The 24,413-nt window shown below is 70.2% G+C and carries 23 protein-coding genes; 11 read left to right on the plus strand and 12 right to left on the minus strand.

The genetic code is table 11. The features are described from left to right. Positions 1-25 precede the first annotated feature (25 nt). Both OV207_RS15710 and OV207_RS15715 read left to right on the plus strand, forming a co-directional pair. Positions 26-613, plus strand: a complete 588-nt coding sequence (locus tag OV207_RS15710; protein WP_267556020.1) for a Crp/Fnr family transcriptional regulator — start codon at positions 26-28, stop codon at positions 611-613. 206 nt (positions 614-819) lie between these two features. Further along, a complete protein-coding gene (locus tag OV207_RS15715) occupies positions 820-1,101 on the plus strand; it encodes a hypothetical protein (protein ID WP_267556021.1) in 282 nt (93 codons plus the stop codon). A gap of 194 nt (positions 1,102-1,295) precedes the next feature. Here OV207_RS15715 and OV207_RS15720 read toward each other — a convergent pair whose 3' ends face one another. The 6 genes from OV207_RS15720 to OV207_RS15745 all read right to left on the minus strand — a co-directional run bounded on the left by OV207_RS15720 (position 1,296) and on the right by OV207_RS15745 (position 8,805). Then, complete coding sequence (locus tag OV207_RS15720; protein WP_267556022.1) at positions 1,296-2,414, minus strand: spore photoproduct lyase family protein; 1,119 nt, start codon at positions 2,412-2,414, stop codon at positions 1,296-1,298. Between the two features lie 91 nt (positions 2,415-2,505). Continuing rightward, positions 2,506-4,284, minus strand: coding sequence for an alpha-12C2-mannosidase (locus tag OV207_RS15725; RefSeq protein WP_267556023.1), 1,779 nt, complete (start codon positions 4,282-4,284; stop codon positions 2,506-2,508). Positions 4,285-4,402: 118 nt separating this feature from the next. After that, the gene (locus OV207_RS15730) at positions 4,403-5,521 is read right to left on the minus strand and encodes an aldo/keto reductase (protein WP_267556024.1); all 1,119 of its coding nucleotides are present in this window, start codon (positions 5,519-5,521) and stop codon (positions 4,403-4,405) included. 93 nt (positions 5,522-5,614) lie between these two features. After that, positions 5,615-6,193: a TetR/AcrR family transcriptional regulator gene (locus OV207_RS15735; RefSeq protein ID WP_267556025.1), complete on the minus strand. Its 579-nt coding sequence runs from the start codon at positions 6,191-6,193 to the stop codon at positions 5,615-5,617. Positions 6,194-6,245: 52 nt separating this feature from the next. Then, entirely contained in the window at positions 6,246-8,039 is a 1,794-nt protein-coding gene (locus OV207_RS15740; protein WP_267556026.1) for an amidase, read from the minus strand. 46 nt (positions 8,040-8,085) lie between these two features. Continuing rightward, complete coding sequence (locus tag OV207_RS15745; RefSeq protein WP_267556027.1) at positions 8,086-8,805, minus strand: sterol desaturase family protein; 720 nt, start codon at positions 8,803-8,805, stop codon at positions 8,086-8,088. 129 nt (positions 8,806-8,934) lie between these two features. On the opposite strand from OV207_RS15745, the gene OV207_RS15750 reads away from it, so the two are divergent. Then, complete coding sequence (locus OV207_RS15750; RefSeq protein WP_193349823.1) at positions 8,935-9,786, plus strand: hypothetical protein; 852 nt, start codon at positions 8,935-8,937, stop codon at positions 9,784-9,786. Between the two features lie 13 nt (positions 9,787-9,799). Here the strand turns inward: OV207_RS15750 and OV207_RS15755 are convergent, their stop codons facing one another. The 4 genes from OV207_RS15755 to OV207_RS15770 form a co-directional block, all read right to left on the minus strand. Further along, positions 9,800-10,279, minus strand: a complete 480-nt coding sequence (locus OV207_RS15755) for a DUF4126 family protein (protein ID WP_267556028.1) — start codon at positions 10,277-10,279, stop codon at positions 9,800-9,802. A gap of 109 nt (positions 10,280-10,388) precedes the next feature. After that, positions 10,389-11,219 carry a hypothetical protein gene (locus OV207_RS15760; protein ID WP_267556029.1) on the minus strand — a complete coding sequence of 277 codons (831 nt, stop codon included), beginning with the start codon at positions 11,217-11,219 and terminating at the stop codon, positions 10,389-10,391. Positions 11,220-11,260: 41 nt separating this feature from the next. Beyond that, on the minus strand, positions 11,261-11,701 hold the full coding sequence (locus OV207_RS15765) for a group II truncated hemoglobin (RefSeq protein WP_227027438.1): 441 nt from the start codon (positions 11,699-11,701) through the stop codon (positions 11,261-11,263). Positions 11,702-11,711: 10 nt separating this feature from the next. Beyond that, on the minus strand, positions 11,712-12,596 hold the full coding sequence (locus OV207_RS15770) for a 5'-3' exonuclease (RefSeq protein WP_267556030.1): 885 nt from the start codon (positions 12,594-12,596) through the stop codon (positions 11,712-11,714). A gap of 255 nt (positions 12,597-12,851) precedes the next feature. On the opposite strand from OV207_RS15770, the gene OV207_RS15775 reads away from it, so the two are divergent. The 6 genes from OV207_RS15775 (at position 12,852) to OV207_RS15800 (ending at position 19,440) form a co-directional block, all read left to right on the plus strand. Further along, positions 12,852-13,217: a DUF4398 domain-containing protein gene (locus OV207_RS15775; protein ID WP_193349827.1), complete on the plus strand. Its 366-nt coding sequence runs from the start codon at positions 12,852-12,854 to the stop codon at positions 13,215-13,217. A gap of 33 nt (positions 13,218-13,250) precedes the next feature. Beyond that, positions 13,251-14,501 (plus strand): OmpA family protein, encoded by a 1,251-nt coding sequence (locus OV207_RS15780; protein WP_267556031.1) that lies wholly within the window; start codon positions 13,251-13,253, stop codon positions 14,499-14,501. 102 nt (positions 14,502-14,603) lie between these two features. Then, positions 14,604-16,187, plus strand: coding sequence for a sensor histidine kinase (locus OV207_RS15785; protein ID WP_267556032.1), 1,584 nt, complete (start codon positions 14,604-14,606; stop codon positions 16,185-16,187). A 14-nt stretch (positions 16,188-16,201) separates the two neighbouring features. Then, on the plus strand, positions 16,202-17,107 hold the full coding sequence (locus OV207_RS15790) for a response regulator (protein ID WP_267556033.1): 906 nt from the start codon (positions 16,202-16,204) through the stop codon (positions 17,105-17,107). 73 nt (positions 17,108-17,180) lie between these two features. After that, on the plus strand, positions 17,181-17,777 hold the full coding sequence (locus tag OV207_RS15795; protein ID WP_227027439.1) for a GNAT family N-acetyltransferase: 597 nt from the start codon (positions 17,181-17,183) through the stop codon (positions 17,775-17,777). Positions 17,778-17,832: 55 nt separating this feature from the next. After that, positions 17,833-19,440, plus strand: a complete 1,608-nt coding sequence (locus OV207_RS15800; RefSeq protein ID WP_267556034.1) for a hypothetical protein — start codon at positions 17,833-17,835, stop codon at positions 19,438-19,440. Here OV207_RS15800 and OV207_RS15805 read toward each other — a convergent pair. Both OV207_RS15805 and OV207_RS15810 read right to left on the minus strand, forming a co-directional pair. Next, entirely contained in the window at positions 19,437-21,533 is a 2,097-nt protein-coding gene (locus OV207_RS15805; protein ID WP_267556035.1) for a S9 family peptidase, read from the minus strand. The two genes, OV207_RS15800 and OV207_RS15805, sit on opposite strands and share 4 nt — an antisense overlap. Before the next feature lie 76 nt (positions 21,534-21,609). Further along, positions 21,610-22,131, minus strand: coding sequence for a hypothetical protein (locus OV207_RS15810; RefSeq protein WP_193349832.1), 522 nt, complete (start codon positions 22,129-22,131; stop codon positions 21,610-21,612). A gap of 403 nt (positions 22,132-22,534) precedes the next feature. Between OV207_RS15810 and OV207_RS15815 the strand changes: the two genes are divergently transcribed. Both OV207_RS15815 and OV207_RS15820 read left to right on the plus strand, forming a co-directional pair. Beyond that, positions 22,535-23,617, plus strand: coding sequence for an AI-2E family transporter (locus tag OV207_RS15815; RefSeq protein WP_267556036.1), 1,083 nt, complete (start codon positions 22,535-22,537; stop codon positions 23,615-23,617). Beyond that, a complete protein-coding gene (locus tag OV207_RS15820) occupies positions 23,617-24,228 on the plus strand; it encodes a DedA family protein (RefSeq protein WP_227027440.1) in 612 nt (203 codons plus the stop codon). Before OV207_RS15815 ends, OV207_RS15820 begins: the two co-directional genes overlap by 1 nt. Positions 24,229-24,413: the final 185 nt, after the last annotated feature.

Raw genomic sequence — 24,413 nt, forward strand, 5'->3', positions numbered from 1 at the left:
CCAGGTCAAGCCCAGGTCCCGCGACGTGAGATTCCCGAAGCTCTTCGAGCGCCTCGCCACCCTGGTCCCGCTCCCTCCCGAGGAGTGGGCGAAGGCCGAAGCCGTGGCGAAGGAGCAGTCGCTCGCGAAGCGGGAACACTTCATGCGTCCAGGGGACCCGGCGGACCGGTTCGCCGTGGTGCTCCAGGGCGTCTTCCGGGGCGTGCGCGTGTCGCCAAGCGGGGTCGAGTCCATCAAGGCCTTCCGCGCCGAGGGAGAGCTGATCGGCGCCTATGCGGAGATGTTGCAGCGGCTGCCGTCCATGACTTCGATTGAAGCGCTCGAGCCGAGCCACGTGCTGGTGTTCCAGACGCAGGACTTCCAGCAACTGGAGCGGGGCCACGTGTGCTGGGAGCGACTGGCGCGCCGGGTGGCCGAGCAGCACTTCGTCCTCAAGGAGCGCCGTGAGCAGGACTTCCTGGAGCTGTCCGCGGAGGAGCGCCTCGTGAAGTTCTGGGAGGAGCACCCCCACCTGAAGGGGAGGATTCCCCAGCGCGATGTGGCGGCCTACCTCGGCATCACCGAGGTGGCCCTGAGCCGCATCATGTCGCGGCGCCGCAAGCGGGCGGAGTGAGCGGGCCCGCTGCTGGTGAGCGCTACGGATGCGGCGGGAAACGGGAGCGAAGGCCCAAGCCAGGCCCGACCTCACCCCCGGCCTCGAAACCAGCCATGTCTGGCCTGGGGCTGAGCGGATGTGGGAACGTCAATGCACCCACCACGCAATGACTCACTCCACCTCATGCTCCACCCCAGGCCCGAAGCCACAGTGAGTCTCCCGCGATGAAACGTACGTCCGCGCCGCCTCCACGGCTGACCGTCAAGCAGGTGGGCCACGGCCGCGAGCCATTCGGCGACTATCACTATGAAATCTTCCGCGAGGGGACGCTCGTCGCCCGGTACGCTCACGACTACCGTGGCGACGGGACCTGGATCGTGTTCGTGGGCGGCCGCAAGGAGGCAAGCCCTGGCGTCAGGGAGTTCCTGGAGGGGGGCGGTCCGCAGCCGCTGCGTCTGTCGGACAAGGCCGTGCGCTTCCTGACGGCACGGCTCCCCTTGGTTTAGGACAGATGTGGAGAGGCAGGCCGCGCGGGGCGCGGATCCAGATGGCGTTCGGTAAGGCCTGCGGCCTCCGAGGGCCACGAGAGGCTCGTCAGCGTGGCCGCAGTGCGCGTCGTGAGGGGTGAGCAGACCCAGGTGCAGGAGGCGCGCTCTCCAGCCGCAGCAGCGGCCCGCAGCAGCCCGTGCATCGCTCCAACTTAGAAGGCATACCGCACGCGGCAATACGGCAGGTGCCGCGCGAGCAGCTCCTGGAACTCCGCCACGTGGCGTCCCTTGAAACCGGTGCGATAGCGCACGTTGACGCCGCCGCCCTGGGACACCTTGGTCTCCTGGATGTCCGGCGTCCACAGCACCGCCTCCGCCTTCGGGTGCCAGCGCAGGTTCACCTCGTGCAGGCCGGCGTTGTGCGTGAGGAAGATGATCTCACACGCGAGCTGCGCCTTCGCCGCGGCGCCAATTCCGTCGTCCACCTGCTGGAACAGCTCCGCGTAGGCGTCCTGCCAGCCCTCCTGGAGGACGACGGGAGAGAAGTTGAGGTGCACCTCGTAGCCGGCGGCCACGAAGTCGTCGATGGCGGCGATGCGCTCCGCGATGGGGTCCGTGCGCACGTCCAGCAGCTTCGCCTGCGCATGGGGCATCAGGCTGAAGCGCACGCGCGTCTTGCCCTTGGGCTCGTAGGTGAGCAGCTCGCGGTTGACCAGCTTGGTGGCGAAGCTGCCCTTGGCGTTGGGCAGCGTGGTGAACAGCCGCACCAGGTCCTTCACGTTGTCGCTGAGGGCGGCGTCCGCGGAGCAGTCGCTGTTGCACCCGATGTCGTAGACCCAGTAGCGCGGATCCACGGTGTTGTGCACGAGCTTGGGGCCCCGCTTGTGCGCGTGCTTGCGGAGGGCCGCCGCGATGCCGTCGATGTTCACGAACACCGTGACGGGGTTCGCATAGCCCTTGTTGCGCGGGACGTAGCAGTACGCGCACGCCATCACGCAGCCGTTCGCCGTCGAGGGCGCGATGAAGTCCGAGCTGCGATCATTGGCGATGAAGGACAGCGTCTTCTTCACGCCCAGCACCAGGGTGCTGCCCTTGATGCGGTTCCACGACTCCACGTTGCCGGCGTTGCCGAACAGGCCGGGGATGTTCTGGTGGGAAGGCACCACCACCCGCTCCGCGTCCGGGAAGCGCGCCAAAATCTCCCGGCCGCGCGCGTGCTCCTCCACCGCCGGCTCCAGGTAGATGCGCGACACCTTGAGCAGCCGGTCGAGCGGGCCAGGGCCCGGCGGGGGGCGTGCAGGCGGCTCCGGGGGGAAGAGGTCCAGGTTCATCACCCGGCGGATTTAATCGCCTCCGGGGCCCGACGCATCCCCGGCGGCCCATCCCTCCCTACGGGCGGGCCACCGGGCGGCGGACGTGCCGTCAGCGCTCGGACGGCCCGGCGGGCCCGGCAGAGACCCGCTCCGGGGCATCCAGCTCCCGCCACAGGGCCTCAGGCAGGGGCGCGGGTGGCGCCGCCCCTGCGGCCTGCGTCACGCCCGGGGCCAGCGCGGGCGCGAAGACGCGGTGGTTGTTCACCCGGAAGTCGCTGTCCACCACGGTGGAGATGACCGCGGCGCGGCCCAGGTCGTTGATGGCCGGCGCATCCGAGCGGAAGGCGACGTTGTCCACCAGCAGGAGCTCCGCGGCGCCAGGCGGCGTCACCCACACGGTGTAGCGCCGGGCATTCAGGTCCACGCGCATGCGGAAGTGGTACGTCTGGCCCCGCACGTACGGCACCCGGCGGATCCACGAGTAGCCCCCGCCGTTGCGCACCTGGAAGATGCCCTCCGGGCTCATGCGCACCGCCATGTTCAGCCGCGTGAAGGACGTCACCTCCGTGGAGCTGTCCGCCCACCCCACGACGCCGCCGTTGAGGTTGTCCGCCAGCGGTGTGAGGTCGAACTCCACGTTGCGGATGCCCGTGTTGGTGGTGCCCAGCAGGTGCTGGCTCCGGTAGAAGTCCAGCTTCGAGTACCAGGGGTAGTTGGGGCGCGGGTTGAAGCGCAGCAGCGCCTCCAGGAAGTAGTAGTCGCCGTAGATGAGGCTGACGTTGATCTCCTGGCCCGCGGGGAAGTTGCCCACGCCGTGCAGCAGCAGGCCCGGGCTGTTGGTGCCCTGCGCGAAGTACGCGGGCGACACCAGCGAGTCGAGCATCCCCAGCGCGGCGTTGCGGTAGGTCGTGCGCCGGGCGGCGTCCGTCTCCAGGGCGCTCAGCTCCAGCAGCGCCGACGCGACGACGGCCGCGGCGGACGAGTCCTTGGACTGGCTGGGCGCATTGAAGTCCCAGTTGGGCACGCGGTCCGCGGGCAGGTTCGCCAGGTAGTAGTCCGTCACCTTGCGCGCCGCATCCAGGAAGCGCGCGTCGCCCGTGTAGCGGTACACCATCGTGTAGCCGTAGATGAGCCACGCCTGCCCGCGCGCCCAGGTGGACGTGCTGGAGTAGCCCTGGAAGGTGCCGCGCGAACGGATGGTGCCGTTCGCGCGGTAGTCCACGTAGTGGTACGAGCTGCCGTCCGGGCGCACCGCGTCCGCGAGCGTCTTGAGCGCGTGGTTCACCGCCATGGTGCGCCACACGGCCGGGCCGCCGTTCTGCGCGCCCCAGAGCAGCAGCTCGATGTCCACCATCGTGTCGGTGACGAGCGGGATGTCCCAGCTCGAGTTCCAATCACAACAGTCGATGATGCCGATGGTGCTGTTGTAGCGCGTGGCCAGCGACCCGGCGGAGGTGAGCAGCACGTCGCGGTAGTACGTGTTGCCTGTGAGTCGCCAGGCGTTGCCGTAGCTCAGGAACATCTTGAAGCCCAGGTCGTGGGTCTCCGTGTTCGTCTTCTGGACCTCCAGGGGCCGCGTCCACAGGTCCGCGCGGTCGCGCCAGACGGGCTCGCTCGCCACCTGGTACATGAACCACATGCTCCCGGGGAAGAACCCCTGGGTCCAGGCGATGCGGTCGGTGTTGGCCACCGTGGTCCACGTCCCATTGGACAGCGAGGCCTTGGGCGAGCGGTTCACGCTCGGCATCTCCGCCGTGGTGTCCGCGAGCTGCGCGCGGGCGAAGGTGAACACCCGCACCGCGTCCGCATCACTGAACGCATGGGCGCCCGGCGCCACCAGCAGCGCCAGCGTCCACCACAACCCCACCCCTGATCGTCTCAATGACATACACCCTCCCTGGCTTCAAGAAGCGTGGAAAGGTGTAGGCGCGCGTCCACGAAGCCCAGTGGCTCCGCGGACGCGGATTCGCCGTCCCCCCCGCCCCGCTGGAGGGGACGGACGTGTCCTAGCCGACCGTGGGCGCCAGGCCGGTGAAGACCGGGGACGTGTAGCCCGCGGGCTTGTCCCCCACCGCCGCGTTGCCGTGCATGTTGAGCTGGTAGGGATTGGAGAACATCCCGTGGGGGAACGGCACGGCCGGAGCGCTGACCTCCTCCAGTTGCTGGCGCAGGCCCGCGGGGATCGTGAAGTCGAGCGCGGCGAGGTTGCCGTCCAGCTGCGTCAGGCTGCTCGCGCCGATGATGACGGACCCCACCCCGGGCTGCGTCGCCACCCAGTTGAGCGCCACCTGGGACATGTCCCGGCCCAGCTCCTTCGCCACCTTCTCCAGCGTGGCGACCACGCCCCAGTTGCGCTCGTTGAACAAGCCCAAATGCTCACCGCCCACCGCCGACGTGAGCCGGCCCTCGCCCTGGGGGCGGCCCTCGCTGGGCTTGTACCTGCCGGAGAGCAGGCCCATGCCCAGGGGGCTCCACGCGGTGATGCCCATGCCCAGCGTCTGCGCGAGCGGCGCGAACTCCGGCTCCAGCGAGCGCTCCACCAGCGAGTACTGGAGCTGGAGGTTGATGATCGGCGTCAGCGCGTGGGCCTCCGCCCAGGTCTGCGCGCGCGCCGCGTACCAGGCCGGCACGTCGGACAGGCCCGCGTAGCGGATCTTCCCGGCCCTCACGAGGTCGTCGAACGTGCGGACGACCTCCTCCGCCGGCGTGATGCGGTCCCAGGTGTGCAGCAGGTACAGGTCGATGTAGTCCGTGCGCAGCCGACGCAGCGACGCCTCCACCGCGCGCATCATGTTCTTGCGGCCGTTGCCCCCCGCGTTGGGGTCGCCCGGCGTGGTGCTGTTGTAGGAGTACTTGCTGGCCAGCACGACGCGGTCCCGCACGCCCCGCTCCTCCATGAACTTCCCCAGCAGCGTCTCGCTGGTGCCCGCGGTGTAGTAGTCGGCCGTGTCGATGAAGTTGCCCCCCGCCTCCAGGTAGCGGTCGAACAACGCCCGGGAGGTCGCGTCCGTCGAACCCCAGGCGCCGCCGTACGGCCCGTCCTTCCCGAACGTCATCGTCCCCAGCGAGAGCGGGCTGACCCGCAGCCCCGAGCGGCCCAACAGGTAGTAGCGATCCATCGACATGGTGTGGACTCCTTCACGGCGGATATTTGACTGAACAATCCAGATAAAGGCATGCGAAGACGCCAGCCGGGTCTTCGACGAAGGCAGGCGGGGTTACTGGGCCTTGAGGCCCGCGAGGGTGAGGTCCACGACGTCGCGGAGGGCTTCGGGAGGAAGCCCCGCCTTGGCGCTCACGCGCAGGCCCGCGGTGGTGGTGAGCAGGAGGTTCGCGGCGGCGCGGGCGTCCAGGCGGGGGTTGAGCTCCCCCTTCTGCTGGGCCTCGCGCACGACGCGCGTCATCACCTCCGGCCCCACGTTGGACTTGAGCAGCGAGGCGACCTCTGGATCCGCGTGCGCCCGCTCCGTGGTGGCGTTCACCGAAAAGCACCCCCGGGCGCGCTCCCTGGGGCTGCCATTGGGGATGGAGAGGAGGAACTCCCGGATGCAGGCCAGGGGCGACGCCTTGGAGCGCAGGCGCTCCATCATGTTGGCGCCAAACTCCGCCTGGTAGCGCCGCACGGCCTCCAGGTAGAGGCCGTGCTTGTCCCCGAACGTGTCGTACATGCTCTGGCGCCCGATGCCCATGGCGCGCAGCAGGTCGTCCGTGGACGTGGCCTCGTAGCCCTGCTCCCAGAACACGGTCATGGCCCGCCGGACGGCCTCATCGCGGTCGAACTCTTTCGTGCGAGCCATGGGGACTACTTAAGGATTCTGGACTGACCTGTCAAATCAATCGCCCAGAGGCCTAGAAGCCGGCCGGGCGCTCCTTCGCGACGCCGGCCGCGCGCTCCAGGGCGATGCCCACGCGGCCCAGGGTGCCTTCGTCGAAGAGCTGGCCAATGAGCGTCACGCCGTGGGGCACGCGGCGCGGGGTGGCGAAGGTGGGCATGGGGCGCCTGGGGTCCGGGGCCCAGTCGCTGCGGGCCTTGGACACCTCCACGAAGCCGGTGCGCAGGGTGAGGGACGGGTGGCCGGTGTGGTTGGAGATGGTGAGGGCTTCGTCGCGCAGGGAAGGCACGAGCAGCACGTCCACCTGGGACATGACGCGGGCCATCTCCTGGGCCACCTTGCGGCGCAGCCGGTCCGCCTGCACGAAGTCCACCGCGGACAGGAAGCGCGACTGGCGGAAGAGGTTGGGCCACGCGTCGGGCACCTGCATCTTCAGCGCGTCCACGCCGTGGCTGAGCGTGAGGTCCTCGAAGGCGGCGGCGGCCTCCGCGAAGAGGATGACGTTGAGGGCGGAGTACGGCCAGTCGGGGAACCGCACCTCCACCGGGGTCATCCCCAGGCCCTTGAGCGCCTCCAGCGCCGCGCGGTCCACGTCCGTCGCGGGGCTCTCCTTCATCCACGCTGGGACGTAGCCCACGCGCAGGCCCTTCACGCTCGCGTTCGCGTCGAAGTCGAGCTTCGCGGGCACGCTCGCCACGTCGCCCGCGTCCGGGCCGTTGAGCGCGGCGAGGACCAGCAGCGAGTCCTCCACCCCGCGCGTCATGGGCCCCAGCTTGTCCAGCGACCAGCACAGCGTCATCGCGCCGGTGCGCGGCACGCGGCCGAAGGTGGGCCGCAGGCCGGTGATGCCGCAGCGCATGGACGGGGACACGATGCTGCCGCCCGTCTCGCTGCCCAGCGAGAAGCCCACCAGCCCCGCCGCCGTCGCCGCGCCCGGGCCCGCGCTGCTGCCGGAGGAGCCCTCTTCCAGCAGCCACGGGTTCTTCGTCTCGCCGCCAAACCAGACGTCATTGAGCGCCAGCGCGCCCAGGCTGAGCTTCGCCACCAGCACGGCGCCCGCCTTGTGCAGCCGGTCCACCACGGTGGCGTCGGTGGTGGGGACGCGGTCGCGGAAGGGCTCGGCGCCGTAGGTGGTGCGGATGCCCGCGGTGTCCACCAGGTCCTTGGCCCCCCAGGGGATGCCGTGCAGCGGGCCCTTGTACCGGCCCGCGGCGATGTCCTTGTCCGCCTGCCGGGCCTGCGCGAGCGCCAGCTCCGGCGTCAGGGTGATGACGCACTGGAGCTTCGGGTCGAAGCGCTTCAGGCGCTCCAGGTAGAGCTGGGTGAGCCGCTCCGACGTGAGGGCGCGCGACTCCACCCAGCGGGCCAGCTGCGAGAGCGGCGCGAAGGCGATGTCCTCGTCCTTCGTGGGCAGGGGCGTCTTCGCGTCGCGGCTCCGGACGAAGCGGGCCTTCGCGGGGCGCGTCTCCTGCTGTCCAGGCAGCGTGGGGTTCCACTGGGAGGCGGGCGACAGCGTGGGCTCCAGCGCGAGCTTGCGGGGGCCATTGCGGCGCTCGTGCAGCGGGGCCATGGACACGCGCCAGTTGCTGGCGGCCTGGGTGCGCTCGGCGGGCGTGAGCTGGACCTGCATCAGCTTCTCCGCCTCCGCGAAGGTGACGGGGCTGACCTCCGGACCCACCGTGGGACCCGCGCCAAAGGTGGGCGGGGCCCCGGCGGGAGGGGACGAGCCCGCGTCCGGGGCCGCGGAGACGGTGGTACTCGCGAGTCCAATCACGGTGTGGGTCAGGAACTGCCGGCGCGAGCTGGCCATGGGACGAACCTCACGAAACAAGCGGGGGGCGCCAGTGTGCCACCGCTCATGGGCGGTGCACGTCCCGGAAGGCGAGCATGTCGCCCAGCCGCTGCTCACGCGCGTCGTCGAAGCCGCAGGTGGCGTCCCAGGTGGCGGGGTTCGCGTAGGTGCCGAACAGCATGTCCCACAGCGGCAGGTCCCCGTAGTTGTCGCGGTGCTTGCCGTGCTCGTGGTGGATGCGGTGCATCTCCGGCCGCTGGAAGAACCAGCCCACCCAGCGCGGGGTGCGGATGTTGGTGTGATAGAAGTATTCGCCCAGCGCGCAGCAGGCCGTGTAGATGGCGCCCGCCGCCGGACTCAAGCCCAGCACCGTGTAGACGAGCACCCCGCCGATGATGCTGTTGGCCATCATCTCCAGCGGGTGTTTGTAGAAGCTGGTGATGACCTCCAGCCGCTGGGGGCTGTGATGGATTTGATGGAACAGCCGCCAGAGCAGGTCGCTCTCGTGCCGGGCGCGGTGCCACCAGTAGAAGACGAACGTGGCCACCAGGTACGCCACCACGCCCCCCACCACCGGCCCCACGTGCCGGGACAGGTGGAAGAGGGAGAAGGCGGAGAGCCACCTCTCCCAGGTGTAGCCGGCCAGCACCACCACGCCCACCTGCGCCAGGTTGATGATCACCACGCGCAGGTGCCAGCCGCGCACGCGGGGCAATCTCCAGCCATGGAAGCGCTGCTCGATGAAAAAGCAGACGACGGCGATGGCGAAGAGCCAGGGCAGCATGGGTGTCCTCCCGGTAATGCGAGCTGTGCTTCATACGGGCGGACCCGGAGTTCCTGTGCCCCACCCGAGCTGACACTGTCACCTGTGAGCAAGGCGACGGCGGCGGCGGGTGCTGGCATCCTGGGAGACATGGCGCGGAACAGCACCCTGACGGCGCGGTTGGGCTACATCGACACGCAGGCGACGTTCGTGCAGGCGGCCCTGCTCGCGGCGCATGGCGCGGGGGCGCGGGCGGGCGGCTTCCGCGTGTCGGACGTGCGCTTCTTCTTCCTGCTGTTCACCAACTGGGTGGAGCACGACGTCACCCGGCCTTCGCAGGACATCGACCTCACGCAGGTGCGGCGGACGCTGGAGCGGCTGGTGCGCGCGGGCCACGCGGAGGCCGCCACGGGCGCGGCGGTGAAGGGACTGCCTCGGGGACGCCGGTACGTGCTCACCGGAGAAGGCCTGGGTTCGTTGTCGGAGGGGCTGGCCGGGCGTGAGCGGGCGCCGCTGGAGGAGGCGCTGTTCGTGGTCTGCTTCGCCGCGAGCTACCGCGACGCGGTGCTGTCCCGGGTGGAGGGGCGCGCGCGGGCGCCGTCTCCGGCGGTGCGGCGCCGGGTGGAGCGGGCGTTGGATCCGCTGCGGCTCCTGAGGGAGGCCCAGCGCACCTCGGCCGCGGTGCTCGCGGACCTGGAGGAGCGGGTGGAGGCGGGGCTGCGCTACGAGGAGCAGGCGCGCGAGGCCCTCTCACGCGCCGAATCCGAGGCCGACGTGGTGCGCGCCCTGGAGGCCGCGGGCTCCTATCAGTTGCACCGGGTCCGTCCGCTGGGCGAGGTGCTGCTCGCGCTGCCGGAGGACCTGCGCCGGTTCGAACTCACGGAAGGCATGGGCCTGCGCTCGCGACTGCTCTTCGCGCCCCTGGCGGAGCGGGCGCGGGCGGAGCACGCGGTGCTGGAGCGGCTGGAGGCGCGGCTCACCGCCGGCAGGGCGCCGGGGTGAGCCCGCGGCCTTGCTAGCGCAGCTGTCCGGAGAGGCGGGAGCCCAGGGCCAGCGCGAGGCCGTCCTCGATGAGGCCCGCGAGCAGGTTGGGCACCTTCAGCTTGTCCGACGCGAGCGTGCGGAAGCCGTAGAAGAAGTAGCTGGAGGCGATGGCGGCCGCCGCGCCGACGAGCGCGAGCCCCAGCCTGGCGCCCTTGCGCTCACGCGACACGGCGGCGCCGGTGATGGCCCCGGCGATGATGCGGCCGGCGATGACCTTGCGGTCGATGCGCGGCAGGGCCTTGGGCGACTTGTCCGCCACCATCTCCCCGAGCGCCATCAGGCCCAGCCTGTGGGCCGCCTTCTGCGACGTGAGGCCCGGCAAGGCCCGCTTCAACACGCGGCTGGGCTTCTTCGACAGCGAGGCCGCGAGGAACGCGGGCGCCGTCATGGTGCGCATGCCCGCCAGCACCCCGAAGCCCGCCGCCTTCCAGACATCATTGTTCGAGCGCATCTGTCCCAACTCCCGTCCGGGCCACTGACCTGAGCAGCGAGCCCCTGCTGGTGAAAAGGAGAGGGTGGGGGCGCCGTGTCCGTCTGGCCATGACGGAGCAGGCGGGCACTCAGGCGGTCCGTCGGTCGATGGGCTTCGGCAGGTTGTGCGCCGCGAGCAATGCCCCGATGGCGGAGGCGAAGGCCCCCAGGGGCTGGGAGCCATGCAGCGGCAACAGGAAGCCCGCCGCCAGGCCCAGGGTCCCCAGCACCACGAAACCGCGCCGGGCCAGGAGCCGCTCCCGGGCCGTGTCCGCGATGGCGACCGCGAAGAGGTAGCCCAGGGCGCTGGCGATGAACTGGATCCACGGCACCGCGGGCTTCACGACCTTCCCCAAGGGCGCGAGGCCGTCCTTGATGCGCTCCCAGAGGGTGGGGGGCGGCAGGGACGCGGGGTCCATTCCCGCGAGGGCCTCCACGCTGAGCCCTTCGAAGAAGGGGCTGCCATGCGTGGTGACGAAGAACATCGCCTGGAACAGGGCCGCCACCGCCAGCACGACGAACAGCTTGCCGCTCGGGGCCGGGGGCACGATGAAGTCGTCGAACTGGCGCAGGGTCTCCAGGCGCTCCGGAGAGACCTCCAGCGGATGCGGATAGGACAGGGCCAGCAACGCCCGGGTGGCGGCGATGCCAACGGGCACGCCCTGCTCGTCCACCAGGCGGTTCACCCCGTCCTTCGCGAGGAGCGCATGCAGGACGGGCGCGAGCTTCTCCGGATCCTCCGTCCGGGCCATCCGCTCGATGCAGGCATTGAGGGCCGCGACCTGCCGGCTGCTCGAAGCGCTGGTGGCATCCGCCAGCGCCCGCTCGAACAGGGGCACCAGCCCGTCGACGGACGGGCTGGCGAAGGCATCATCGTCGGAAGCGGCTTCAGGGCGCGGGGGCCGCGGCTGCGTGCGCATGGCGCGATGCTACGCCAGACCGGAGACCGTCCGCCGCCGCCTCACCCCTCCGTGTTGCGCAGGAAGTTCGCCGTGTGGGCGAAGCGGTCCTCCAGGAAGCGGCGCAGGCCGCCCGTGATGCCCTGGCGGTCCATCGCCTTGTGCATGCAGCGCAGCCAGGCATCCCGCATCGACAGGTCCACCGGCACGTGGCCGTGGCGCATGCGCAGCCGGGGGTGCCCGTGCGTCGCGCTGTAGTGCTGGGGACCGCCCAGCCAGCCCACCAGGAACATGCCGAAGCGCTCGCGCGTGCCCCGGTTCACCTTCCCCTGCGCATCCAGTTCGTGGACGTGCGCGAGCGCGGGCTCCTCCGCGTCCATCACGTCGTAGAAGGCCTCCGCCAGCGCGTGGACCGCCTCTTCGCCCCCCACCCGGGCGAACGGCGTGTCCTCCAGCGTGGGGACCCAGTCATCCGACGACGGCGGCTTCAGTTCGATGCTCATGGTTTCCTCTTCAGACCGCCCAGCGCTTTGGTCGCCGCTGGAGGGTCTTCAATCCCAATCCTTCACAGAACGCCTTGAAGCGCGCTTCCGGAACGCCCTTCCACTCCAGGTCCGCCAGCGCCTGCGTGCCCGGCAGCGGCGCGTCCTCCACCAGGGTGGCCAGCGTCCGGTACAGCCGCGCGTTCTCACGGTGTGCCTTCAGCGTCGCCGCCAGCTTGTCCGCCCCCCGGGGCTTCGCCGTCCATTCCGCCGCGCTGTCCGGGATGGCCTCCAGGTGCCCGTAGGCCTGGAGCACCGTCGCCGCCCCCTTCGCCCCGAAGCCCGGCAGCCCGGGGATGCCGTCCGCGTCGTCGCCCATCAAGGCCAGCAGGTCCGGGATGCTCCTGGGGGCCACGCCCAGCTTCGCCTCCACGGCCTCCGCGTCCATCACCTTCTGCTGGCGCCGGTCCACCTGCACCACGCGCTGGCCCCGCACGCACTGGCCCAGGTCCTTGTCCGGCGTGAGCAGCCGCACCTGGTCCACCTCGGCGGCCCAGCGCGCCGCCGCCGTGGCGAGCGCGTCGTCCGCTTCATGGTCCTTCATGGACCACACGCGCACGCCCAGCGCCTCCACCGCCTGCTCCACCAGGTCGAACTGCGCGCGCAGCTCCGGCGGCACGCCGTCATCCCCCTTGTAGCCAGCGAACAGCGCGTTGCGGAACGAGCGGATGGGGTTGTCGAACGCCACCGCCACGTGTGTCACCGCCTCCGCGTCGTCGTGCAACAGCGAGAGCAGTGAATCCATCACCCCCGCCGTGGCCTTCACGTCGCGCCCGTCCGGCGCGGTGGTGCCCGGCCGGGGCGAATAGTGGGCCCGGTACAGCTCATACGTGCCGTCCACGAGGTGCAGGCGCATGTTCCACCTCTAGCGCCCCTCCCGCCGCGCGGCCAGCAGCCCGTGCGGCCGGACAGCCGGCGACACGCTGGCGGAGCTTCTGCCGCCTGTGCGCCTCGTTCCCTACACGACGCCTGTCAACCCCCTTGGCCAGCGAGCCTGAGGGGAATGGGACGCCGATGCCGAGCGGACCGACGCCCCCCATTTTCTGAACCGACTCCCCCTGGGGCCGCCGGTGCGTCCCAGCATTCCAACCCACCCGGCTTGAGGTGACCCATGCGCCCGAAGCTGTTCGCCGCCGCCCTGCTCTGCTTCGCCACCGTTGGCTGTGCAGGCAAGCAGGTGATTACGAACGCCACCCACCAGCAACGCGTCCAGGCCGAGGCGGCCCTGCGCTCGGCTGAGAACTCGCAGGCCCCCAACATCCCGGAGGCGGCCCGGCACCTGGAGTTCGCGCGGCAGCAGATCTCCGACGGGGAGCGGTTGATCCAGGAAGGTGAGCAGGAGGCCGCGGAGCTGCGCTTCCGTCAGGCCGCGGCGGACGCGGACCTCGCGTCGGCGCTGGCCCGCGCGGTGCCCATGCGGACCGAGGCGCGTCGGGCGTCCGAGCAGGTCGAGTCCATGCGCCGTGGTCAGCCCTGAGTTCCACCCCCTTTTGTCTGTGAGGAGAGCGTCATGCAGCGTTGGAAATTTGGATGGTTGGCTTTTGCCGGGGCCTCCGCGCTCACGGTGGGGTGCGCCCATGGTCCTCCGCCCAGTGAGCTGACCGCGGCCCGCTCCGCGTACCACGAGGTGGCGCGCAGCCCCGAAGGCCGCGAGCGCCCGGCGGACGTGGCGGCGGCGAGGGCCGCGTTGCAGGAGGCGGAGAACGAGTACGTGGAGAGCCAGGGTTCGGTGAAGACCCGGTCGCTGGCGTACGTGGCGCTGCGCAAGGCGGAGATCGCGGAGGCCCGGGGACAGGCGGACCTGGCCGCGCAGCAGCGGGCCGTGGCGGAGGCGGAGCTGCGCCAGCAGCAGGAGTCGCGCGCGCAGACGCTCACCCGTCAGCAGGAGGAGGAGCGCGCCAGGTACGAGCAGCAGCGGCTGCAATACGAGCAGCAGCGCCAGCAGTTCGAGGCCCAGCGTCAGCAGGAGATGGAGCGCATGCGCACGGCGGATGCGCAGACGCGGCAGCAGCAGGAGGCCGAGGCGCAGCGGATGGCCCAGCTCAACCAGGACCTCCAGCAGCGCACGCAGCAACTGGAGGCGGAGCGGCAGGCGCGGCTCCAGGCCGAGCAGCGCGCGGCCCAGGCCCTGACGCAGTTGCAGGACAAGGACGTGAAGGTGCGCGAGGAGGCGCGCGGCACGGTGGTGACGTTGTCCGGGAGCGTGCTCTTCGCGACGGACGCGACGGACCTGCTGCCCGCGGCGCGCGACCGGCTGTCCGACGTGGCCACGGCGCTCAAGGAGTCCCAGAACCCGCTCCTCATCGAGGGCCACACGGACTCGCGCGGCACGGAGGGCTACAACGAGCAGCTGTCGGAGCGGCGCGCGCAGAGCGTGCGCAACTTCCTCATCAACCAGGGCGTGCCCGCCGACCGCATCGACATCCGGGGCATGGGTGAGGACCGGCCGGTGGCCAGCAACGCCACGGCGGAGGGCCGCGCCAACAACCGCCGCGTGGAGATCGTGGTGGAGCGCAACGTGGCGGGCGCGCAGCCGTCGCGCTCCGGAGGCGTGGGCGGCAGCGGCGCGCAGCCGCCCGCGGAAGGCGACAAGGAGAGCGGCCAGAACGCGCAGCCGCCCGGCGGCACGGGTGGCGGCGGCGCGGCGCCGGAGCCGCATGGCGCGGGCATCGACCACCAGGCCCCGGCCCCGGAGCAGGGCACCGGCGGCAGCGGAGCACGGCAGCAGGCGCCCGAGCAGCCGCAGGACCACGGGGAGTGATGAGATGAGGCAGGGTTAGGATGGGGGCTCGTCGCGGCTCAGCCGCGACGAGCCCCCATCGCATTGCCATGGCCCGCCGGATCAATGAGATGCTGCTGCCCCATGAACTTCCTTGAGGACTTAAAAGAATATCTTCAAAAGATTCGAAGTGCGCCGGCCAGAAAGACCTCTTCCGCTCCGTTCACCCCAGACTCCAACTGGGTCCACACCACCTTCATCGAACTTCTGGAGCGCCTCGACCTCGAACAACCCAAAACAAATCTCAACAATATTACGGACATACACAGAACCTGGAGCAAAGATGAGCGGACCCTGCGCTACTCAGCCGCTCTCGCGACACTCCTACAAGAGAATTTCCTTCACGAAGCTCCACCTGATGTCATCAAACAGCACATCCGCATCGCGCTGGCGCGTCAATTGGGCCTGAATGAAGCTGCCGCCACACTCGCCCGCGACCTGGAGCTAGCCAGGCTCTCGAACATTGCCTGGCATTCCGTCATGGCTCCACAGCGTGCCCAAGACAGCGAAACTCCAGACTATGCCTTGGAAATCCGAGCTGCTCGAGCGAAGCACGGTGGCATTGAACTTGCCCCCATCGGTGACGTTTTCCTGTCCCTCACGGGCCGGGACGCCATTCATTGGCTTCTACACATAGAAATGGCTCAGTCGACAGGGCCGACAGACGTCTGGCGTCTGAGCCGAAGCACCGCCGAACACCTCCTGATGACCCCAGAAGAGGAGCTGTCCACCGAGGCTTGGGATTACGAACCACTCTACCACTGGAGAATCATTCGTCGCCTTGGCAAGCTGGGAATCCTCACCGTTCTGGACGACGGTGAATACGGCGGAGACTCCTTTGGCTACCGCCTTCTTCCAAACGGGAAGCGCATCCTCGAAGAGTTGCTCGCGCCCAATGGAAGTCCATTCTCCGTACTGGCCGCCACACTCAGTCAAGATGAGGCAATGGCCGCATTGGATCGGGATGGAAAGCAAGGTGGCTTGGGTTCCAACTTCGATTCCTCGGCTGTGGCCACCGCTCGGCAGGCGCGGCTCGTCGTCCACGAAATCAGGAACGCCTTGATTCCCGCCCGGATCGCATTGGGGTCGCTCTACAGTTCAATCGTGGGAAGCCAAAGCGAAGCCGCGCTTGAGCGGTTCCGGCCTCGCATTGATCCAGGCATCGACCGGGCGCTCAAGTTCGTGACTGACCTGCTCAAGACCTCTGAATTGGTCTCCCGGGTTCCCGAAGCCTTCGACCTCCTCCGGTCTCTCGCGGACGCAGTGTCTAGCCTCTCCACACCGTTGCGCATCCACCTGAAAGGCACTACCGACCTTCCCGCGCTCTCCGGATACCGGGAGCGCTTCGTCCTCGCCATCGTCAACCTGCTGCGAAACGCCGAGCAGGCGGGAGCCCAGCAGGTCCTCATCGAGAGCGTCCTGGAGGACAACAACCGGAACATCCTCCTGACCGTGGACGACGACGGCCCCGGCATTCCCGCAGCGGACCGCGAGCGCATCTTCCAGCGCGGCATCTCCCTGCGCTCTGGAGGCGCGGGCGAGGGTCTGGCCCTGGTCAAGGAGGTGGTCGAAATCGAACTGCGTGGAAAAATCGCCTGCGTGGACAAGCCCGATGGTGGTGCCCGTTTCCGGATGCGACTGCCTGTGGCAGAGAGGACCCCACGATGATTCCTCCGGGCAACGTGCTGATCGTTGATGACGAGCGGGCCTTCTTCGAGACCTACCAGGACATCCTGGTCCCCGAGGGCTATCGCATCGACTGGGCCGCCGACCGCAAGAGCGCTCAGGCGAAGCTCCAGGAGTCCACCTGGGACGTGGTCGTGCTCGACCAACGCCTCCAGGGCTCCGCCGGAAGCGACTCCGGCATCGACCTCATCGCGGAGATCGTCCCCACGGGCGCGAAGGTCATCGTCGCGACCGCCTACGCCGACGAGAAGATGATCGAGCGGGCCTTCAAGGACGGCGCCTACGACTACCTGGAGAAGCTCCCCACCCTCCCCATGATGCTCCGCATCAAAGTGCGCAATGCCTCCGAAGCCGTGCGGGAGCGGAGGCTCGCCTCCCTCAGCGACGCGCAGCGGGAAGAGGAAATCCGGGGGTTGTGGAACGCCTGCCGGACCGAAACGAACGGCAACCGGAAGGGACGCCTGCTGGAAGAACTGCTCGTCCTCCTCTTCAAAACCGTTCCCGGGCTGATGAACACCAGCACCAACCGGACCAGTGCGGATGAGGAGATCGACATCATCATCCGCAACGAATCCCAGGACCCGTTCTGGGCCGGCGAGCGCAGCTCCTACATCCTCGTCGAGTGCAAGAACTGGTCGAAACACGTAGGGCCCGGCGAGCTGATCATCTTCCGCGACAAGCTGGTGAACCGGGGTGGACGCTGCCGCCTGGGCTTCTTCGTCGCCGCGGGGGGCTTCACCGAGGGCTTCCACAGCCGCTCCGCCACCTTCCGCAAGGATGACCACCTGGTCGTCGCCGTTGGGCCCACGGAACTGGATGCACTGGTGCACTCCGCGAACCGCAACGAAACCTTCAAGAAGCTGCACGAAAGTGCGGTCATGAGCGGCAACAGCGAGTCCTGACCGCGCCTGATTCACAGCGGCGGCAGTCCCCCTCCGCCGCTAGCTTTGAGGTGAGATGAAGTCCGGCCCCGCCATGTCGACCGACAAGTCGCCCCTTCTGCTCACCACCGAGCGCCTCCACCTCATGCTGCTGCCCCCCGACGCGGCGGAGCGCGTGCTCACGTACCAACTGGAGAACAAGCAGCACCTGGGGCCGGTGTCTCCGGATCGCCCGGCGACCTTCTTCTCCACCGCCTACTGGCGCACGCGCCTGGCGCAGGACCGCGAGGACTTCCGTCACGACATGTCCCTGCGCGTGTTCCTGCTGCCCCGGGGCCAGCCCATCTCCCTGTCCCCCGTGCTGGGCAGCGTCGCGCTCACGCACATCCGGCGGGGTCCCCTCCAGGCGGCGGACATCGGCTACGGGCTGGACCACCGCCACGAAGGCAAGGGCCTGATGACCGAGGCCCTCCAGGCCGTCTGTGATTATGCCTTCGGCGCCATGGGCCTGCACCGCGTCCAGGCCAGCCACCTGCCGGAGAACCTGCGCAGCGCCGCGGTGTTGCGCCGCCTGGGCTTCGTCGTGGAGGGCTACGCGCGGGACTTCCTGCTGCTCGACGGCAGGTGGCGCGACCACGTGCTCACCTCGCTCGTGGCCGCTCCCGAGCCTGGGCTGCGCGGCGGGCCCTGAGAGGCAGGCAGGGGGCAGCTTGCCTGCCTAGCATCGCATCGACGACGCTGATGGCATGCGCCTTCATCCCCTCCTCTTCGCCGTGATGCTGTCCGCGTGCGCATCCCGTGGACCCGCGTCGCGTCCGGCGTCCTCCGAGCCTTCCGAGACCGGGGAGGCATCCTCCCGCGCGTCTCCCGCGCCCCCCGTGGAGGACGCGTCCCCCTCCGGCGATTACGGCACCGCCCATCCGTTCCTGTTCATGGACTCCGCGCAGGACGGACGTTGGCTCCTGGCCTGTCAGGCGCGAGAGGACACCGACGGCGATGGACACATCAAGGTCACCTTCGGCCACCACGGCCACACCTCCGGCGACGCGCTGCGCCCGTACCTCTTCCTGGAGCCCGGTGCGGGCATCCCCATCGACGAACTCGTCGCGGTGGATCCCACGGGGCGCTTCCTCGTCCTGGTTCGCGACGCCACGCTCGCCCTCTTCGACGTGGAGACCCGCGAACAGAAGGTGCTGGCTTCGGGGGTGACGCCCGATACGACGAGCCCCCGGCCGACCTCCCGCGCCAGCTTTTCCCAGGACGGCCAGCGGCTCCTCTTCCTCCGTCCCCAGGGAGAGACGTCCGTCGCGGTCGTGCGCGACCTGCGCCAGGGGACCGAGCGCGTGCTCGACGCGGGCAAGGGACTCATCGGGCAGGTCCTGCTGGATCCTTCAGGACACTGGGCCGTGTTCGACGTGGTGGAGGACACGGACGGCGACGGGAAGCAGACGTGGCCCCAGCAGAAGACCACGCTCGCCTCCGCGATGTGCCGGGGCCCCGTCAGGTCCAGTTCGTCCTACGGATGGCAGGGCGACAGGCCCGTGCGCCGCCTCCGCCGGGTGGAAGGAGGCCCCCTCCTCCAGCAAGGCGACGTCGTCCAGCCCCTGGGTGAGGGCATGCTCCGCCGGGCTCCGGACCAGTCCATCTTCTTTGAACACGCGGATGGCCGGAAGGAGACCTGGGTCCCCGCGGGCTGCGCCGGGATGGTGGTCCATGCGGACGCGGAGCGCCGGCAGCTCCTGGTCGCCTGCGATACGAAGCAGGACCTGATTCCCCTGGAGCTGCACGGCGCCAGCATCCATCAGCCTCTTGGCTGGCGGACGTCCATGCAGGCCCTGGAATCGTCTGGCAGCGACTCCGGACGCGATGGGAGGCTCGTCTCCCTTGAGGTCGAATCCAAGACCCAGCCCAGCACAGGGGAGTACCTCGTCGTCGACATGAAGCGACACACCGCGCAGTCCCTGCTCAACCAGGAGCCGGTGGCCTTCGTCGGGGCGTGGGCGCTGCTGAAGGAGAGCATCAAGCCCACGGCGCCTGATCGCCAGTGGACCCATCGACTGCGGTTGTGGAACGCGGAGACGGGGAAGGACAGCGTCGTGAGCGGGTCAGGAAGCTATTTCCAAGCCTGGGCGGGCGACACGGGGATCATCATGGGCAAGCTCATCGACCTGCGCGCGGGACAGGTGCTGGGCGACGTCGAGGACGAGCCGCTGGCCCTCGACACCCGGGGCCGCGCCCTCCGCCCGAGCCCTACCTCGAAGGAGCCCCCGGGCTCGCTCATGCTCGGTCCCGTGCGGTGGGAGCCCGCGTTGAAGCCCCCCACTCCCGCGCCCCCGGCGCCTGGAGCCCCCTAACGCGCTGGAGCCCGCACCTTCGGCGCCGGTGGCGGTGGCACCGGCGCCAGGTTCGCGTCGAACCAGTCCAGGGTGCGCAGCAGCCGGTCCTTCTTGTGTTCGGGCTTGCGCAAGCCGTGGCCCTCGTCCGCGTAGATGACGAGCTGGGTCTTCACCCCCAGCGCCTTCAGCGCCTTGTGGAACTCATAGCCCTGCGACGCGGGCACCTCCACGTCCCGCTCGCCGTGCAGCACCAGCGTGGGCGTGCGCACCTGCTTCACCGCGTTGATGGGCGACGAGCGCGTGTACACCTCCGGCTCGTCGTACACGGACGCGCCGAAGTACGGCAGCATCCACGTGTCGATGTGGTTCGTGCCGTAGTAGCTCTGCCAGTTCGCGATGCCCGCGCCCGCCACCGCCGCCTGGAAGCGCTGCGTCTGCGTCACCGCCCACATCGTCAGGAAGCCGCCGTAGCTCCACCCCGTGATGCCCTGGCGCGCGGGGTCCACCGGCGCGGAGGCCAGCACCGCGTCCACGCCGGACAGCACGTCGCGGAAGTCGCCGTGGCCGAAGTCGCGGCGGTTCGCCTGCACGAACGCCTCTCCCTGGCCGTAGCTGCCGCGCGGGTTGGGCAGGAACACCGCGTACCCCCGCGCGGACAGCAGCACCGTCTGCGGGTTGAACGCGGGCGTGACGCCCGCCGCCGGCCCGCCGTGCACCACCGTCACCATGGGCACCTTGCGGCCCTTCACGTCCACCGAGCCTGGAGCCGAGCCTGGAGGCAGCACCAGCCAGCCCTGCACCCGCCGCCCGTCGCTCGTCCACGTCACGCTGCGCACGTCCCCCACCGCCACGCGCATGTCCGCGTTGAGCCGCGTCGCCTGCGTCCACGCCCCCACGGGCCCCGTCCACACCTCCGGCGGCTGGGTGAAGGTGTCGCGCACCACCGCGCTCGTCACGCCGTCGCGCCCCAGCGACACCATCAGGTGCTCCGGGCCCTTCCACAACACCGTGGGCTCCCCGGGCGTCGTTGACGCCGCCAGCAGCGCGGACTCGCCCAGCACCTGCGCCGCGAACACCAGCCGCTCCGGCGTCGGCCAGAACAGGTCCGTGGCGGTGGCCTTCATCCCGTCCGTCAGGTTGCGCGCGGGAGGCACCCGCGCCGGCAGCGCCGCCTTCTCCCCGGGCCGCACCTTCGCCGCCAGCCGCTCCGGCACCGACACCGCCCACACGTCTCCGCCCGTGTTGCCCTCGTCGCTCATCAGCCCTTCAATGAACGCGAGCTGCTTCCCATCCGGGCTCCACGTCGGCTCCGCCACCTGCCAGCGGGGCACATGCAACAGCGACGTCTCCCCCGTCGCCGCCTCCACCGCGTACACGCGGGCAATCCACCAGTTCGCGTCCCCCGGCGGCGGCGAGGCCGTGAGCGCCACGCGGGCCCCGTCCGGACTCCACGCGTACTCGTGGACGAACAGGCTCGCGGGCGACGCGAAGCGCAGCCGCGCGTCCTCCACCGCCACCACCGCGAAGCGCTTCACCGGCGCGGACGCCCGCACCACGCCCGTCTCACGCGCCGCCGGCCCCAGCGGCCCCTGCGCGTCCTCCGCGCCGTCGATGACGAGCACCCCCACCGACTTCCCGTCCGGCGACCACTTCGGCGTGGCCACCACGCCCTTCACCGTCGTGAGCCGGCGCGCGGGCACGGACGTCCCGGTCGCGTCCGCCACGTAGAGCTGCCGCGACGGGCCCTCGCACGCCGTGGACAGGAACGCGAGCCGCTTGCCGTCCGGACTCCACGCCAGCGACCCCTCCGCGCACGGCGCGCCGTCCGGCGACGCGGTGATGCGCAAGGGGGCCCGCTCCGGATGCGCCCGCTCCAGCACCTGGAGCCGCGTGGCCTCCGAGGCCGCGCCCGGCTTCGGCGGCACCGACTCCACCCAGGCCACGCGCGCGCCGTCCGGCGACAGCGCCACCTGCTGCACGCGCACCATGCGCTGGAGCGCGTCGTAGACCGCGCCCGCCTCCGGACGCGCGGGCACCGCCGGCGCCGCACCGGACGCCACCGCGCTCCACACCAGGCACCCCACCACCAGACCCAGGCTTCCCGCTCGCATCAACCGCCTCCGCGAAGGACCGCGGCGAAGTGTAGCGGACCCCGGCGGAAGGGGCCCGCGCGGGCAGCGCCGTCCGTCAGTGGAGCAGCTCCGGCAGCATGGGCAGCCCGTGGAAGAAGCGCCGCCCGCTCTCGAAGCGGTGGTGGAAGGTGACGCGCTGGTCCAGGTACAGCCGCGCCATCTCCTCTTCGCCATAGGCGCGGAAGAACGCCGCGCGCGCTTCGTCACACGCCCGCTCGTACTCCACGCAGAGCGCCTCCCAGTCCTCCGGAGGGATGTCGCCCTCCGGCCAGCCCTCCCCCGTGAGGCCGTACTCGCGCTCCATCGCGTCCAGCTCCCCGGCCCGCATCCGCACGCGCGGATCCTCCGCGATGGCCTCGTCCGCCATCGCCGTGAGGATGTGCGCCACCAGGAAAAATCCCGCGTCCGGCGGCACCGCCCCCGCGTCTCGCGCGCCCCGGAACGTCACCAGCAGCTGCGCGTCCATCGCCTCGCCGCCCAGCTCCGTCAGCTTCGCCGCCAGCATCCGCCACCGGGCCTCCGTCTCGCGAGCCTCCCGCCGCATCCCGTCCAGCTCCTGCTCACCCATCTTCTTCATGGTGTCCTCTCCCATCCCGCGAAGGTCCCCTCCCCACGAAGGTTCCCATCCCGGTCTGACGCGCCGGCCCGGCAAAGCATGCAGTCCCTGCTTCCCTTGACGTCCCCGCCCGTCCGCTGCTGGACGCAGGGCGGCACGGCCGTCGGCTTGCGGACGCGCATCCCGCCTTCGGGGGAAGGACGGGCCGGGATTTCCGGCTGTGCGGAGGACGAACCGGGCCCGCCGCGATTGCCTCCCGCGAACGGCCACCGGCGGCGCCGGATGTCAGCCGCCGGACACCTGAACCGGATGCGACCCCGGCGCACACACTTGGCGGACGACGACGGTTGCCGTCGGGCGCGGGATGTCGCATCCGCAGGACACGGGGCCCGTGCATGGTGGCCGCCGTTGGGGAGCGCGAACGGTGGCTGAACCCGAGGTCAGGCTGGAGCTGCGTTCCCAGGTCACGCCCCGCACGGTGTTCACCGTGTGCTTCGCGGTGCTGGGGGTGATCATCCTGGTGATGCTCGTCGTCAAGACGCGCGTGGCGCTCACGCTCACGGGCATCGCGGCGCTGCTCGCCCTGTCGCTGGAGCACGGCGTGTCGCGGCTGGAGAAGCGCGGCCTCAAGCGGTGGATGGCCATCGCGCTGGTGCTGCTGGCGCTCTTCGTGGCGGTGTCCGCGCTGGGCCTGCTGGTGATTCCGGACCTGGTGGCGCAGGTGGACGCGCTCGTCACGCAGTGGCCGCAGCTGTGGCGGCAGGTGCGCGGCACCGGCATCCTGCGCGCGCTCAACGAGCGGCTGCACAGCCTGGGCTGGAACGAGCGCCTGGAGGAGGCCACCCCGGCGCTCGCGGGCCCGCTGCCGGAGCTCCTCATGAGCGCCATTGGCGGCGTGGTGGGCCTGCTGGGCGGCGTGCTCACCGTCTTCTTCCTGGTGGTGTTCATGCTGGTGTTCGGCGGCGGCCTGCTGCGGCGCATGCTGGACCTGGCGCGTCCGGACTACCGCCTGCGCTACGTGCGCGTGCTGCGCAACATCTACACCGCGACGGGCGGCTACCTGTCCGGCATCACCCTCATCTGCGCCATCAACGCCGTGCTGACCACCACCATGCTGGCGGTGCTGGGCCTGCCCTTCTACCTGCCCCTGGGGGTCGCGAGCGGCTTCTCCAGCCTCGTGCCCTACGCGGGGCCCATCATCGCGGGCGGCTTCATCACGCTGCTGACGCTGGCGACGGGCGGCATGTGGAAGGCGCTGGCGGTGTTCGTCTACTTCCTCCTGTACGGGCAGTTGGAGGGCAACGTGATGGCGCCGCTCGTCTTCAAGCGCACCGTGCACGTCAACCCGCTGCTCACGCTGCTGGCCGTCCTCTTCTGTGTGGAACTGGCCGGTATCGTCGGCGCGGTGGTCGCGGTGCCGGTGGCGGCCGCGGTGCAGATCATCATCCGGGAAGTCCTCCTCTTCCGTCAGGAGCGCCGCGCCGCGACGGTCACCCTGGAGCCCTGATGGCCTCACCCCTCCAGCTGCTGCTCACCCACGGCTCCGGACCGCTCATCTTCCTGGTGCTGGTGGCTGGCGGGCTGGGGTTGCCGTTCCCGGAGGACCTCGTGCAGCTGGCCGCGGGCGTGCTCGCGCACCGGGGCCTGATGCCGCTGCCGGCGGCCATGGCCGTGTGCTTCCTGGGCGTGCTGTGTGGCGACACCGTGCTCTTCCTCATGTGCCGGCGCCTGGGGCAGGCCCTGTACACGCACCCGCGCACCCGCCGCCTGTTTCCCCCTGAACGCCGCGCACGCGTCCAGGCGCTGTTCGCGAAGCACGGCTCGCGCGTCGTCTTCGTGGGCCGCTTCCTGTCCGTGCTGCGCGTGCCGGTGTTCGCCATGGCCGCCGCGGAGGGCATGCCCCTGCGCCGCTTCCTCCTCTGGGACGGCCTGGCGCTGTGCCTGAGCTCCCCCCTCGTGGTGACGCTGGGCTACGTGGGCTCCGCCAGCGTGGACCGCGTGGCGAAGGGCGTGGGTCAGGTGGAGCACTTCATTGCGCTGGCGGGCGTGGCCGCGCTGCTGGTCGTACTCGGCGTGCGCCACGTGCGCGGGCGTCAGCACGACCGGGCCCCTGCGTGACGCCTCGCGGGCAGGCGCTCCCCCTGCCCCACCCGGCGTGGGAGCTGGCAAGCACACACTCCCGTCACGGCGTCGCGGCGGCGGCTTCACGGTTCCAGTATCTACACAGCGTGCTCCTCCGCCCTGCCCCGGAGCACTCCGCCTCGCGTCGCGCCAGGCGACGGCCGGGCCCCTGAGACTTCCCG

This window comes from Corallococcus sp. BB11-1 (genome assembly GCF_026626625.1).
In the GTDB taxonomy this organism is placed as follows: Bacteria; Myxococcota; Myxococcia; order Myxococcales; family Myxococcaceae; genus Corallococcus; species Corallococcus soli.

Excerpts from the sequence above, each read along its gene's own strand:
- OV207_RS15800 (WP_267556034.1), top strand. The coding sequence starts at position 17,833 with ATGCGCCTTCATCCCCTCCTCTTCGCCGTGATGCTGTCCGCGTGCGCA.
- OV207_RS15715 (WP_267556021.1), top strand. The coding sequence starts at position 820 with ATGAAACGTACGTCCGCGCCGCCTCCACGGCTGACCGTCAAGCAGGTG.
- OV207_RS15735 (WP_267556025.1), bottom strand. The coding sequence starts at position 6,193 with ATGGCTCGCACGAAAGAGTTCGACCGCGATGAGGCCGTCCGGCGGGCC.
- OV207_RS15750 (WP_193349823.1), top strand. The coding sequence starts at position 8,935 with ATGGCGCGGAACAGCACCCTGACGGCGCGGTTGGGCTACATCGACACG.
- OV207_RS15820 (WP_227027440.1), top strand. The coding sequence starts at position 23,617 with ATGGCCTCACCCCTCCAGCTGCTGCTCACCCACGGCTCCGGACCGCTC.
- OV207_RS15740 (WP_267556026.1), bottom strand. The coding sequence starts at position 8,039 with ATGGCCAGCTCGCGCCGGCAGTTCCTGACCCACACCGTGATTGGACTC.
- OV207_RS15780 (WP_267556031.1), top strand. The coding sequence starts at position 13,251 with ATGCAGCGTTGGAAATTTGGATGGTTGGCTTTTGCCGGGGCCTCCGCG.
- OV207_RS15810 (WP_193349832.1), bottom strand. The coding sequence starts at position 22,131 with ATGAAGAAGATGGGTGAGCAGGAGCTGGACGGGATGCGGCGGGAGGCT.
- OV207_RS15755 (WP_267556028.1), bottom strand. The coding sequence starts at position 10,279 with ATGCGCTCGAACAATGATGTCTGGAAGGCGGCGGGCTTCGGGGTGCTG.
- OV207_RS15770 (WP_267556030.1), bottom strand. The coding sequence starts at position 12,596 with ATGCGCCTGCACCTCGTGGACGGCACGTATGAGCTGTACCGGGCCCAC.
- OV207_RS15805 (WP_267556035.1), bottom strand. The coding sequence starts at position 21,533 with ATGCGAGCGGGAAGCCTGGGTCTGGTGGTGGGGTGCCTGGTGTGGAGC.
- OV207_RS15765 (WP_227027438.1), bottom strand. The coding sequence starts at position 11,701 with ATGAGCATCGAACTGAAGCCGCCGTCGTCGGATGACTGGGTCCCCACG.
- OV207_RS15725 (WP_267556023.1), bottom strand. The coding sequence starts at position 4,284 with ATGTCATTGAGACGATCAGGGGTGGGGTTGTGGTGGACGCTGGCGCTG.
- OV207_RS15785 (WP_267556032.1), top strand. The coding sequence starts at position 14,604 with ATGAACTTCCTTGAGGACTTAAAAGAATATCTTCAAAAGATTCGAAGT.
- OV207_RS15730 (WP_267556024.1), bottom strand. The coding sequence starts at position 5,521 with ATGTCGATGGATCGCTACTACCTGTTGGGCCGCTCGGGGCTGCGGGTC.
- OV207_RS15720 (WP_267556022.1), bottom strand. The coding sequence starts at position 2,414 with ATGAACCTGGACCTCTTCCCCCCGGAGCCGCCTGCACGCCCCCCGCCG.
- OV207_RS15795 (WP_227027439.1), top strand. The coding sequence starts at position 17,181 with ATGTCGACCGACAAGTCGCCCCTTCTGCTCACCACCGAGCGCCTCCAC.
- OV207_RS15775 (WP_193349827.1), top strand. The coding sequence starts at position 12,852 with ATGCGCCCGAAGCTGTTCGCCGCCGCCCTGCTCTGCTTCGCCACCGTT.
- OV207_RS15760 (WP_267556029.1), bottom strand. The coding sequence starts at position 11,219 with ATGCGCACGCAGCCGCGGCCCCCGCGCCCTGAAGCCGCTTCCGACGAT.
- OV207_RS15745 (WP_267556027.1), bottom strand. The coding sequence starts at position 8,805 with ATGCTGCCCTGGCTCTTCGCCATCGCCGTCGTCTGCTTTTTCATCGAG.